Source organism: Rathayibacter tanaceti (genome assembly GCF_001634385.1).
In the GTDB taxonomy this organism is placed as follows: domain Bacteria; phylum Actinomycetota; class Actinomycetes; order Actinomycetales; family Microbacteriaceae; genus Rathayibacter; species Rathayibacter tanaceti.
Genome location: NZ_LIIN01000093.1, coordinates 1 through 12,333 on the forward strand (window position 1 = coordinate 1; position 12,333 = coordinate 12,333).

A 12,333-nucleotide genomic window follows, 5' to 3' on the forward strand; every position below is an offset into this window, starting at 1 on the left:
GGCGCCGACGGGACCGCACCGGTCCCCTCCGCGGCGTGCCCGAGAGGCCAGGGAGCGGTCTGCAACACCGCTGACGCGGGTTCGAATCCCGCCGCCGCGTCCACGAGGCACCGCCCGCCTGCGGCAGCGAGTCCCGCGGCATCGCGAGGACTCGCCGCACGTGATCCGTCTCGGCGACCCGAGCGCTGACCGTCCCTGGGCGGCATCTCCACGCGCCGCTGCCGGGCCGGTCGTCAGTGAGCGAGTCCGACCGGCCACGCCGTTCCGCGGCGTCGGAACGGGGCGCCCCAGCCGGAGCGCCCCGCGGTGTGCCGCCGGCTCAGCTGTTGTCGAGCGGGAGTCCCGGCGGGTTCACCAGAGCGTCGTCGACGGCCTCGTCCTGCAGGCCGTAGGCCGACAGCCAGCTCCCGTACTGTCCGTTCTCTCTCAGAGAGTCGATCGCCTGCGCGATCGGCTCGGCGAGACCCGAGTCCTTCTTCACCGTCGCGGCGATCAGGCCGTCGAGGGTCTCGCCGGCGCCCGAGAAGGTTCCGGCGCTGCGGGTCGGGTTCGCCCCGGTCTCCGAGATCCGGTTCTGGTAGACGGTGGTCGGGTTGGGGCCGAAGTACGCGTCGATCTGACCGGAGCCGAGGGCGAGCGTGACCGAGTTGGCGTCGGGCAGGCGGGTGATCTCGAGCGACTTGCCCTCGGCCTGGAGCCGCGCCTGCCACTCGAGCAGGATCTTCTCCTGATTCGTGCCGCTGCTCACGGCGACGGTGAGGCCGTCGAGGTTCTCGTAGTCCCCGTCGAACTCCCACTCGTTGGAGGCGAGCACCTGGAACGCCAGCTCGTCGGCGCGGTAGGAGGCGAAGTCGTACTTCTCCTTGCGCTTCTCGGTGACGGTGATGTTCGAGAAGCCGACATCGGTGCCTCCGGTGTCGATGCCGACGAAGAGGTTGTCCCACGTGGAGTTCTTCACCTCGGGCCGGAGGCCGAGGACGGCGGCGACGAGGCGGCCGAGGTCGGGCTCCGACCCGGTGAGGGTCTCGGTGTCGGTCCCGGTGAAGGCGAGCGGCGGGAAACCCGCCGGCAGGGCGCCGACACCGATCGTGAGCGTTCCGCGGTCGAGGATCTCCTGCGGGAGCGTGTCGCGGATCGTGTCGACGACCGGCACGTCGAGAGCGGTCTCGGTCGCGGCGCCGTTCGAGAGCGCTCCGACGGTGACGGTCGTCGTTCCGGAGGCGGCTCCGGGCGACCCGGGGGCGGAGGCGGCAGGGCCGGAGCAGGCCGCGAGGCCCGCCGTCAGCGCGGCGGCAGCGAGGGCCGCCCCGGCTCGGGTCCAACGGGTGCTGTGCGGTCTGGTCATGGTCCTGATCCTGTGTCTGTCGTGCCGGTGGTGAGGGAGTCAGCCGAGTACGCGGCCGAGGAAGTCGCGGGTGCGCGGATGCTGCGGCCGGTCGAGGACCTCGGCCGGCGTGCCCTGCTCGATCCCCCGGCCGTCGTCGACGAACACGACCTGGTCGGCCACCTCGCGGGCGAAGCCGATCTCGTGGGTGACGACGAGGAGGGTCCGCCCGCTCTCGGCGAGGGAGCGGATGACCTGGAGCACCTCGCCGACGAGCTCCGGATCGAGCGCCGAGGTCGGCTCGTCGAAGAGGATCACCTCGGGGTCGAGCGCGAGCGCCCGCGCGATGGCGACGCGCTGCTGCTGGCCGCCCGAGATCTGGCGCGGGTACGCCGCCTCCTTGTCGGCGAGGCCGACCCGGTCGAGCAGCTCGCGCGCACGCTCGCGGGCCTCGGCGGGCGGGCGGCCCTGCGAGATCGGAGCCTCGCTGACGTTCTCGAGGATCGTCAGGTGTGGGAACAGGTTGAAGTTCTGGAAGACGAAGCCGATCCTCGCCCGCTGCCGCAGGATCTCCTTCTCGGGAAGCTCCTTGAGCCGGTCGCCGCGCAGACGCACGCCGATCAGCTCGCCGTTCAGCGCGACGACGCCCTCGTCGAGCTTCTCGAGGTGGTTGATCGCCCTCAGCAACGTCGACTTGCCGGAGCCGCTGGGGCCGAGGATCACGGTGACGGTGCCCGCCTCGACGCGCAGGTCGACTCCGCGGAGCACCGCCCTGCCTCCGTACGACTTGGTCGCGTTGTGGATCTCGATGGCAGCGGTCACCGGGGGCTCCTCAGCCCGGCGAGCGCGCGCCGCACCCGCTCGAACGGGGTCGGCGGCATCTCCCGGTGCGCACCCCGGGCGAGAAGCGCTCTATGGAGAACTGCACGACCGAGATCGCCGAGGTCAGCACCAGGTACCAGATCGTCGCGACGACGAGCAGGGGGATGATGTCCGTCGGATGCGTGCTGCCGAGGTTCTGAGCGACCCCGAACAGGTCGAGCAGCGAGACGTAGAAGAGCAGCGAGCTGGCCTTCAGCAGGCCGATGATCTGGTTGACGTACGCCGGCACGATCGACCGCAGCGCCTGCGGCAGCACGATGCGGGTGAACTGCCGGCGCTGCGGGATGCCCAGCGCCTTGGCCGCCTCGTGCTGCCCCTGATCGACGGCCAGCACACCCGATCGGACGACCTCGGCGCTGTACGCGATCTCGGACAGGCTCAGGCCGATGACGCCGAGGGCGAGCGGAGGCAGCAGCGAGACGGTGGGCACCGACCACTGCGGTCCGAACGGGATGCCGATGCCGATGGTCGGGTAGAGGTTGCCGAGGTTGAACAGGAAGATCAGCACCAGGATCAGCGGCACCGAGCGGAACAGCCAGATGTAGCCCCAGCTGAGGGTGCTCAGCACCGGATTGCCCGAGAGCCGCGCGATCGCGACGAGGACGCCTCCGACGAAGCTCACCACGGCGCTGATCGCCGTCGCGAGCAGGGTGAGCTGGAGGCCCTTGAGGATCGCGGGGCTGAAGAGCCAGGTGCCCACCTTCGCCCACTCCCACGAGGGGTTGGTGACGAGCGTCTGGGCGGCGTTGAGCAGCAGCACAACGACCAGCGCCGTGACCACCCAGCGCACGGGATGCCGGAGCGGGATCACCGGCCGTTCGCCCAGCCGTGCCAGGTCGCCGACCGGGAGCGGCTGCGCGGCGCCCTTCGGCGGCGCGATCGTGCCGGTCACGAGGCTCGTCCGAGGATGCCGGCCCGCAGGCCCGCTCCGCCGTCGGGCAGCGAGGCGGCGAGCTCGGCGAAGGAGGCGTCGTGGGCGACCTGGATCCGCGCGACGTCGAGCGGCTGCTCGGTCAGCGTCTTCGCGAAGCCGTGCAGCAGCACCACCTCCGGAGGCTGGGTCACGTCGTAGAGCGGGGTGTAGCCCGCGGTGAGGTAGAGGCGGACCGCCTCCGGCTGGAGGGGGCCGGTCGTGAGGTAGACGGTCGAATAGCCGAGCCGGCCGGCCTCCTCCTCGAGCTCGGTGACGACGCGGAGGGCGAGACCCTGGCGCCGGTGCGCCGACGAGGTCCAGATGCGCTTGAGCTCGGCGGTCGTGGCGTCGAAGGCTTTCAGCGCGCCTCCCGCGATCGTCGTGCCGTCGCGCAGCAGCAGCACGAACGCGCCGGTCGGAGGCGCGAAGGCCTCGACCGGGTAGCGCGCCAGCTCGGCCGACGCCGGCTCGCCGAGGGCCGTGCCGTAGCGCGTGTCGTATTCGCGCTCGAGCTCGTCAAGGAGAGGCCGCGCGCGCGGATCGTCGGCGCGGACGCGGACGAACTCGTCGCGCGGACCGTCAGACGCCGGCATGCGCGGCCTCAGCGGAGACGGAGGCAGCGGCGGCGTCGCGGCGCGCGACCTCCTCGCGCACCAGCGGGATCACGTGCCGCCCGAAGTCGAGGGTGTCGTCGATGTAGTCGTAGCCGCGCGCCGAGATGATGTCGACGCCGAGATCGACGTAGTCGAGCAGGGCGGCCGCCACGGTCTCGGGAGTGCCGACGAGGGCGTTCGAGTTGCCGCGGGCGCCCGCCGCGGCTCCGGCCTTCGTCCAGAGGGCGCGGTCGAACCGGTCGCCCTCGGCCGCGATCGACAGCAGACGCTGCGATCCCGTGTTCTCGGGAGCGGTGAGCCCCGCCGGTGCCAGCTCGCGGGTGCGCGCCTGGATGCGGCCGAGGATCGACTCCGCCTTCTCCCACGCCTGCTCCTCGGTCGCGCCGAGGATGGGGCGGAAGGCGACCTGGATGCGCGGCCGGTCGGCGCGGCCGGCCGCGGCGGACGCCTCCGTGACGCTGCGGATCTGCTCGGCCGTGTTGCGCAGCGGCTCGCCCCAGAGTGCGTAGATGTCGCTCTCGGCGGCGCCCACGGCGAGGGCGGCGGGGGAGGAGCCGCCGAACGAGATCTGCGGCCGCGGCTGCTGCGCGGGCGGGATGTCGCTGACGAATCCTGTGAAGCGGTAGTGGTCGCCCTCGTGGTCGAAGGGCTCGGGCGAGCTCCAGACCTTCTTGACGATGCGGATGTACTCGGCGGTGCGCGCGTAGCGTTCGTCCTTCGTGAGGAAGTCGCCCTCCGCCGCCTGGTCCGCGTCGGAGCCTCCCGTGATGAAGTGGACGCTCAGGCGCCCTCCGCTGAGCTGGTCGAGGGTCGCGAACGCCTTCGCCGCGACCGTCGGATAGGAGACGTTGGGCCGGTGCGCGAGGAGAAGCTGGATGCGCTCGAGCCGCGATGCGATGAAGGCGGCGGTGATCGCCGGGTCGGGAGCGCCCGAGTGGTAGGCGAAGAGGATGCGGTCCCACCCGCTGTCCTCGTGGGCGGCGGCCAGACGCAGCGTGTACTCCGGATCGAAGCTCGCTCCGCTGCGCGCTCGCGTCTCGCTGCCGTCGTTGAGCGCGGCGATGCCGAGGAATACGATGGGCACTGGGTCTCCCTGCCGTCGGGGCGGGCGTCGTCCGGCCTGCCGTGGGCCTCGACGCTAGGCGACGGTCCGACGGCGGTCCAGCAGGGCCGGACGCACTTCGTCACCGGCCGTCACAGAGCGACCCACTCGGGGTCGTTCCGCGCCGCGGGCGGGCGCTCTCGCGCAGAGTGGAGTCATGACAGCAGCGGAGGAGGTCCGATCCCTCGTGATCGTCGGCGGTGGACCGCGGGCGGTGGGCGTGCTCGAACGGCTCGCCGCGAACGCTCCCGAGCTCGGCACCGGGCGGCTCATCGTCCACCTCGTCGATCCGTTCCCGATCGGCCCCGGCCGCATCTGGCGCTACGAGCAGTCGCCGCTGCTGAAGCTCAACTCGCTCGCCGCCGACGTCACGATGTTCACCGACGCGAGCTCGACGATCGAGGGCCCCGTACGCCCCGGCCCGTCGTTGATCGAGTGGGCGGAGGCCGTGCGCTCCGGCGAGGTGGTCCTCGACGCCGGAGACGCCGCCGTCCGCCGCGAGATCGACGGGCTCCGAGGCGACAGCTTCCCCACTCGCCGGCTGCAGAGCCTCTACCTCCGCTGGTTCTACCGGGAGGCGGTCGCCGCGCTCGGACCGGACATCGAGGTCAGAGAGCACCGGGCGCGCGCCACCGAGGTCGTCGGCGACCACGACGGCCGGCAGCTGGTCGTCCTCGACTCCGGCGACACGCTCGCCGCCGATCTCGTGCTGTTCTCGCTCGGTCACAGCGGCGCGCTGCCGACGGAGGAGGAGGCGGGCCTGGCCGCTTTCGCCGCGCGGCACGGCCTCGACTACCTCCCTCCGTCGTTTACCGCCGACGCGGACCTCAGCGCTCTGGCCCCGGGCCGGGATGTGATCGTGCGCGGCTTCGGACTCGTGGCCGTCGACCTGGTGGTGCTGCTCACCGAGGGCAGGGGCGGCCGTTTCGAGCGCGATGAGGCCGGTGCCCTGCGGTACCTGCCGTCGGGCCGAGAGCCGCGGATCGTGATCAGCAGCCGCCGCGGCGTGCCGTACCACTCCAAGATCGGTTCGACCCTGCAGGGGGCGGCGCCCGAGCTCCGCTGGTTCACCGCCTCCGTCGCCGATCGGCTGCGCTCGCGCGGCCGAGCCCTCGACTTCGCCGAGGACGTCTGGCCGCCGATCGCCCAGGAGCTGCTCTGGGGCTACTACCGCGAGCTGTTCACCGGCCACCCCGAGCGGGTGAGCGCCGACTGGTCGCGGTTCGCGGAGGCGTTCTCGCGGCTCGATCCGCGCGCATCGGTGCTCGCCGCCTCCGGCGGGCCCCGTCTCGAGGCCGCGCAGGGCTACGCCGTCCCGGCACTCGGGGCCGACGCCCCGCGGGTCCTCGACGATGCGCGGGCGCTCGCGGCGCTGGTCGCCGAGACCGTGCCCGACGAGACCGACCGGCTCTTCCTCCCCGACCTCGACCGTCCGCTGGCCGGCACCCGGTTCGAGGACGCGGCCGCGGTGCAGGAGGCGGTGCGCGCCTACGTCCGGGGCGACCTCGCCCTGCGCACCCGTCAGGAGCACAGCGCCACAATGGGCCTGTTCCTCGCGGTGCTGCGCAGCCACCTCCTCCTCGCCGACCTCACCGCCTCGGCCGAGTGGACGCCTCGGTCGCGCATCGAAGATCTGCACGGCTGGTGGCTCGGCTGGTTCAGCTTCCTCGCGAGCGGCCCGCCCGCGCACCGCCTCGACGAGCTGCTCGCACTGTCGGAGGCGGGCGTCGTCGACTTCCTCGGCCCCGGTATCCGCGTCGTCGCCTCCGAGGAGGAGGGCCGCTTCGTCGCGAGCAGCGCCTCGGCCGATCGCGTGGTCGCTGCGGGCGCGCTCGTCGACGCCCGCCTCCCGCAGGCGGGGGTCGCGACGAGCGACGACGCCCTGCTCCGCGCCCTCGTCGCCTCGGGCGAGGCGGTCGAGGACCTCGTCGACCTGGGCGACGCGCTCGTCTCGACCGGCCGGCTGCGCGTGCACCAGGCGACGCTCTGCTGCGTTCGGCGAGCGGTGACCGCTTCGGTAGGAGGTACGCGATCGGGCCCTACACCGATGCGCCGTTCGTCGGTGCGTTCTCTCGGCCGGGGACGAACGCGGTGTCGTTCCGCGAGAACGACCGGGTGGCGCGCGCGCTGCTGCGACGGCTCCGCGGGCTGGGGCACGCGCAGCGCTCGGACGAGGGGGCGCCGCGTGTCACCTCGGGAGCGCCGTCCCGCGCCGACTCCCGGGAGGAGCCCCGCGTGGGTTCAGCAGGTGCGTCCCGGATCGGCCGGAGCGCACCTGCGAACCGCGCTACTCCCGGATGAAGGCGAGCAGGTCGGGGTTGATGACGTCGGCGTGGACCGTCAGCATGCCGTGCGGGTAGCCCTCGTAGACCTTGAGGGTCGAGTTCTGCAGCAGCTCGTGCTGCTTGAGCGCGGCGTCCTTGTAGGGCACGACCTGGTCGTCGTCGCCCTGGGTGACGAGGACCGGGACGGTGATGGCCTTCAGGTCGTCGGTCTGGTCCGTCTCCGAGAAGGCCTTGATGCCCTCGTAGTGCGCCAGCGCGGATCCGGTCATGCCCTGGCGCCACCAGTTGTCGATCACGGGCTGCGAGACGTCGGCGCCGGCCCGGTTGAAGCCGTAGAACGGGCCGGAGGCGACGGCCTGGAAGAACTCGGCGCGATTGGCCGCGAGCGCGTCGCGGAATCCGTCGAAGACCGAGATCGGCGTGCCCTCCGGGTTCGCCTCGGTCTGCACCATGAGCGGCGGCACCGCCGACACGAGGATCGCCTTGGCGACGCGGCCCTGCGGCTCGCCGTACTTCGCGACGTAGCGAGCGACCTGTCCGCCACCGGTCGAGTGGCCGATGTGGATCGCGTTGCGCAGGTCGAGGTGCTCGATCACGGCGTTGACGTCGCTCGCGTAGTGGTCCATGTCGTGGCCGGTGCCCACCTGGCTGGAGCGTCCGTGGCCGCGCCGGTCGCTGGCGATCACGCGATAGCCCTGCGCGTGGAAGAACAGCATCTGCGCGTCCCAGTCGTCGGAGGACAGCGGCCAGCCGTGGTGGAACACGATGGGCTGCGCGTCGGTGCTGCCCCAGTCCTTGTAGTAGATCTCTACGCCATCGTCCGTGGTCACAAACGGCATCTTCGAACCTCCGTGCTCGCGTCGATCCCGAGCCCCGCCCGGGTCGAATTCAAGGTGGTGACTCCCCGAGTGAGTGGGGAACGGCTCCACGATAGGGGCGTGGGAGCGCTCCCAGGGGCAAAACCGTGTTTCCACGATCGTCCAGATCCTCTCGGTCGAGCCCGGTCGATCGCGGGCGGCCGGAGCGGAGCCGGGTCGGACGATTCGTGACGGGCTCGCCGCGATCTCGGCGCCCGTCTCTCGTGCCTGATCCTCGATCGTCGCCGGTCGGTCGAGAGCTCCGGCGAGGTCGTCGGCGAGGTCCTGCAGAGTCATCGGCGGGAATCGGCGTGGTGGGCCGTGTCGCGATCCTCCTGGAGGGGGCGCTTGCGAAGGGTGGCCCTTCCCGGCCCACCCTCCCCGTTGCGCCCGCTCTGTCCCGCCCGGTCTCGCGGCATCCTCCTGCGCAACGAAGGCTGAGAGCGGCCGGGGAGCGGTTCTCGGCCGGGATCGGGCGCCCAGCCTTCGTTGTGCAGGCCCGCCGCCTCCGAACAGGCCGCGAGGAGGAGGCCGAGGGCGGCGCTGCGGAAGACGCTCGGCGAGGACGTCCGCGACCCCGTACCCGTTCACCGGGTCGGGTGCCGGAGCTGAGCGTGGCCGCGCCCCGCGTCACTTCTCCGGACGGACCACCAGTCCGACGCCGCCGCCGCGCCGCACCGGTTCGGCGACCGCCGTCATCCGGCCCGAGGGGTTGACCTCGATGGCCGCCACCGCGCCGATCTGCGCGGCCGAGGTGAAGGTGTCTCCCGAGGGGGTCAGCTGCTGTCCGTAGGGGGCGAGGTCGTCGGCGTACGCCTCGATGAACTCGGGCTCGGCCGAGGTCGCTGCGGCGTTGCGCTGGGAGGCGCGGGGCGCCGCCACCGCCTCCGGGAGCGTCATCCCGAGGTCGATGCGGTTGACGAGCGTCTGGAGGACCGTCGTGATGATCGTCGATCCTCCCGGCGAGCCGACGACGAACCGGACGTCTCCGTCGTCGAGGACGATCGTCGGCGACATCGACGAGCGTGGGCGCTTGCCCGGCTCGATCCGGTTCGGGTCGCCGTCGACGAACGTCGTGGAGAAGTCGGTGAGCTCGTTGTTGAGGAGGAAGCCGCGCCCGGGGACGGTCATCGCCGAGCCGCCGGTCTGCTCGATCGTCAGCGTGTAGGAGGCGGCGTTGCCCCACTTGTCGACGACGGAGAGGTGGGTGGTCGAGATGTTCTCGGTGTCCGACTCGGTCGTGGCGGGTGCGGTCGAGCATCCGGAGCCGTCGAGAGCGCCGGGCGCGACCGGACGCACGGAGGCGGTGGTCGGGTCGATCGTGCAGTCCCGCGAGTCCGCGAACTCCTGGCTGAGCAGCGTCTCGGTGGGCACGTCGGTGAACGCCGGGTCGCCCACGGAGGCGCCGCGGTCGGCGAAGGCGCGGGCGGACGCCTCGAGGTAGAGGTGCAGGGCGCTGCCGGTGTCCGCGGCGGAGAGGTCGTGGTTCTCGAGGATGTTCAGCGCCTCGCCGACCGCGATCCCGCCGGAGGAGGAGGGCGCCATGCCGTAGACGTCGAGCCCGCGGTAGGAGACGTGCGTGGGCGCCTGCTCCGCCACCGAGTAGGCGGCGAGGTCGGCGGCCGTCAGCGAGCCGGCCGGGGCGGGCAGGTCGGAGCCGGGCGCGACCCGCGGATTCTGGACCGTGTCGGCGATCTCCGCGGCGAGCGCGCCTTCGTAGAACGCGTCCGGCCCGTGGACGGCGATCGAGGTCAGCGTTTTCGCGAGGTCGAGGTTGCGGAACGTGCTGCCCACCTTCGGCGCGTCGCCGCCGGGGAGGAACAGCGCGGCCGTGTCCGGGAACGCTTCGAACCGCTCGCGGTTGTCGAGCGTCTGGCTGCGGAACGTCTCGTCGACCCGGAAGCCCTTCGCCGCGAGCGCGATCGAGGGCGCCAGCACGACCGGGAGCGGCAGCGTGCCGAAGCGGTCGACGGCGGTGTCCCAGGTCGCCACCGTGCCCGGAACGCCGACCGCGACTCCGGAGGACACGAGGTCCGGACTGAACGGGTACGGCGTTCCGGTCGCCGGGTCGAGGAAGGCGTCCGAGGTGATCCCGGCCGGAGCGGTCTCACGCCCGTCGATGGTGCTGACCTCGCCGGACGCCTTGTCGAAGTAGACGAAGTACCCGCCGCCGCCGATGCCGGCGCTGTAGGGCTCGCTCACCCCGAGAGCGGCCGCCGTGGCGACCGCCGCGTCGGCCGCGTTGCCGCCGCGCTTGAGCACCTCCATGCCCACCCGGCTCGCGTTCGCGTCGACGCTCGAGACCGCCCCTCCGTAGCCGACCTGTGTCGACGGCGAGATGAGCGGCCCGCCGAGGACGTTGCGGATCTTCTCGGGCCCGGCATCCTTGAGATACCCGGAGATCGGCTTGTCGAGCGCGGTCGCGGGCGCGGCACCCGCCGCCCCGAGTGAGACGACCGCGACGAGAGCGATCGCGAGCCTGCGGAGCACGGGTGTCGTGGCCATGGGGTTCCTCCAGCCTCAGTGGTGCGCGGTCGGCGATGCGGATTCCACCAACCTACGGGTGGGGCGGGGTGCGGGGTAGGGGGCGGAGGGTCGCCGCTGCCCGTTCGGGCCTGGTAGCCGCTCAGCCGTCGCTCGGTGGTGAACCCCTGCCTGGAGGCGTCGGCAGTGGGTCGGCTTCGGGGATTCCGACCCACATGATCCCGTCGGCGAGCCGCGCATGCCCAGCGAGTGCGCCGAGAGGCTCGGCCATGTCCTGCGCTGCGTCGGCCCCCGTCGATGCCGGGTCATCATCTCTGGCGTGGGGAGGGAAGCGCACTCGCCGACCGATCACCTGGTGCCCGCCGGCCGCACGTCGATAGAGGACGCACACGCTCCCGGTGTTCTCGATCCAGATGTGGACCACTTCTACGTCTGAGGCGAAGCTCTCCCGGACCTCCTTCACGAGCGCGTCCCGAACGAGCTCTGCATCGGTCGTCTCGGTCATCGACGGTCGCCACCAGCGTCGGCTACTCCGCGGAGATCGTCTCCGCGAGGGGCTGGGCTTCCTGTCGTTGAGACTCACGTCGTGCGTGCTTCGAGCGTGCGGCCCAGCCGTACGGCAGGTCCTGAGGAGGTCGATCGCCGGCGATGGCCGCGAGTCCACGGAGGTAGTGGTCGCCGATCCGGACGAGGGCGATGGTCCGGGGTCGGTAGCCGAGCGGCCGTTCGTGCCAGACCGCTGTCGCGTCCACCTCCCACAGTGAGAGCCAGTGGCGAGTGAGCGCGTACGGGACGCCCACCCACAGCGCGCTGTACTTCTTGCGACGTTCCATCCCGACCAGGGCGTCCGGGTCGAGGAGGGTGGCCAGCATCCCCGAGGTGGTGTCTAGATCGATCGCCGGACGATCGGCGGGCGGGCGAGGGGGCCACTCCGGCCGGGTTCGCGAGAATCGCGCTTCCCACGACCGATTCGGCCGCGCTCGCTCGATCTCCTTGAGACGGACGGCGACGTACCCGTCGAAGAAGCCGCCGGTCATCGTCGCCGCGAGGAGTGCCCACTTCCGGCCTGTACCGATGATGAACCCGTCGACCGTCTCGCGGTTCCCGAAGGCGAGACGGAGCTTGATGTTTGTCTCCTCACGTTGGGCCCTGGTCAGCAGTGCTCGGATCTTCGTCATGGAGGACACCAGCACAGTCTGTCAACCGAGAGGCACCCTCGCTCGGATCATCGTGCTCGGGCACAGCGTCTCGAAGAAGGACGGCTCATCGAGTCCATCGGTGCGGAGAGCCGGGCGCCGCAGGTCCCGACAGCGCTCCTCGATCTCACTTTTCGCGCAGATCCGGGTGCGGGTGAGTGTGATGGGTCGGTTCGTACAGTGCAGGTATGAGTGCGCTGAGGAGACCGGGACCGCACGACAGGCGGGCCGCGGATGGACGCGAGGTTCATTGAGGCTGGGCGTTCTCGCCGTAGCGCTACCTCCTCGCGTCGGGAGACGCACTCGTCTCCTCACGTGAGCGAGCCTGTCTCCTCGCGGACGACTCGCCCGTCGAAGACCCGCCTGGTAGCGGCCGTTGGGAACTGTACGACCCGTGAGACGACGGGATCCGCCTCCACGTCGTTGCCGGCTTCGACATTGACGTACACCGCGCCGTCGTCGCCGACGCGCCGTGGCCAGATGTGCTCGACGGCGGGTCGCAGTCCCTTAGGAAGCACGTCTCTTGGATCCCGAGCGTCAGTATCGGAGCCGATGTCAACGACGCTCCAGCCACGCACGTCGAGAGATCGACCCGCATGCAAGCGCTGCACCCGCAGCACTTCTCTTGCGAGGGCCTCATCCGCCGATGCCTGCCGGGAGGGAGTCATTCACCCAT

Annotated in this window: 10 protein-coding genes, 1 tRNA gene and 1 pseudogene; 2 read left to right on the top strand and 10 right to left on the bottom strand. The window is 71.5% G+C overall.

Annotated features, from left to right (window positions below; all coding sequences use genetic code 11):
- The first annotated feature begins 29 nt into the window (after positions 1 to 29).
- Positions 30 to 103: transfer RNA gene (locus ACH61_RS11145), tRNA-Cys, on the top strand.
- Between the two features lie 216 nt (positions 104 to 319).
- On the opposite strand, the gene ACH61_RS11150 is transcribed toward ACH61_RS11145, so the two are convergent.
- The 5 genes from ACH61_RS11150 to ACH61_RS11170 are packed head-to-tail and all read right to left on the bottom strand — an operon-like array spanning position 320 to position 4,817.
- Positions 320 to 1,345 (bottom strand): transporter substrate-binding domain-containing protein, encoded by a 1,026-nt coding sequence (locus tag ACH61_RS11150; RefSeq protein WP_068212105.1) that lies wholly within the window; start codon positions 1,343 to 1,345, stop codon positions 320 to 322.
- Positions 1,346 to 1,384: 39 nt separating this feature from the next.
- A complete protein-coding gene (locus ACH61_RS11155; protein ID WP_068212106.1) occupies positions 1,385 to 2,146 on the bottom strand; it encodes an amino acid ABC transporter ATP-binding protein in 762 nt (253 codons plus the stop codon).
- A gap of 10 nt (positions 2,147 to 2,156) precedes the next feature.
- Positions 2,157 to 3,098, bottom strand: coding sequence for an amino acid ABC transporter permease (locus ACH61_RS11160; RefSeq protein ID WP_201787600.1), 942 nt, complete (start codon positions 3,096 to 3,098; stop codon positions 2,157 to 2,159).
- The gene (locus tag ACH61_RS11165) at positions 3,095 to 3,712 is read right to left on the bottom strand and encodes a GNAT family N-acetyltransferase (RefSeq protein ID WP_068212107.1); all 618 of its coding nucleotides are present in this window, start codon (positions 3,710 to 3,712) and stop codon (positions 3,095 to 3,097) included. Before ACH61_RS11165 ends, ACH61_RS11160 begins: the two co-directional genes overlap by 4 nt.
- Positions 3,699 to 4,817: an LLM class flavin-dependent oxidoreductase gene (locus ACH61_RS11170; protein WP_068212108.1), complete on the bottom strand. Its 1,119-nt coding sequence runs from the start codon at positions 4,815 to 4,817 to the stop codon at positions 3,699 to 3,701. Before ACH61_RS11170 ends, ACH61_RS11165 begins: the two co-directional genes overlap by 14 nt.
- Positions 4,818 to 4,992: 175 nt before the next feature.
- Between ACH61_RS11170 and ACH61_RS18440 the strand changes: the two are divergent.
- Positions 4,993 to 5,550, top strand: a pseudogene (locus ACH61_RS18440) (FAD/NAD(P)-binding protein); the annotation flags it as partial.
- Between the two features lie 1,572 nt (positions 5,551 to 7,122).
- Here ACH61_RS18440 and ACH61_RS11180 read toward each other — a convergent pair.
- The 5 genes from ACH61_RS11180 to ACH61_RS11200 all read right to left on the bottom strand — a co-directional run bounded on the left by ACH61_RS11180 (position 7,123) and on the right by ACH61_RS11200 (position 12,268).
- Entirely contained in the window at positions 7,123 to 7,959 is an 837-nt protein-coding gene (locus ACH61_RS11180; RefSeq protein WP_068212118.1) for an alpha/beta fold hydrolase, read from the bottom strand.
- Positions 7,960 to 8,607: 648 nt separating this feature from the next.
- Positions 8,608 to 10,482 (bottom strand): gamma-glutamyltransferase, encoded by a 1,875-nt coding sequence (gene ggt, locus ACH61_RS11185; RefSeq protein ID WP_082845214.1) that lies wholly within the window; start codon positions 10,480 to 10,482, stop codon positions 8,608 to 8,610.
- A gap of 121 nt (positions 10,483 to 10,603) precedes the next feature.
- Entirely contained in the window at positions 10,604 to 10,966 is a 363-nt protein-coding gene (locus ACH61_RS11190) for a hypothetical protein (RefSeq protein WP_068212112.1), read from the bottom strand.
- Between the two features lie 22 nt (positions 10,967 to 10,988).
- Positions 10,989 to 11,648 carry a hypothetical protein gene (locus ACH61_RS11195; protein ID WP_132505823.1) on the bottom strand — a complete coding sequence of 220 codons (660 nt, stop codon included), beginning with the start codon at positions 11,646 to 11,648 and terminating at the stop codon, positions 10,989 to 10,991.
- 320 nt (positions 11,649 to 11,968) lie between these two features.
- Positions 11,969 to 12,268, bottom strand: a complete 300-nt coding sequence (locus ACH61_RS11200) for a hypothetical protein (protein ID WP_153038844.1) — start codon at positions 12,266 to 12,268, stop codon at positions 11,969 to 11,971.
- Positions 12,269 to 12,333: the final 65 nt, after the last annotated feature.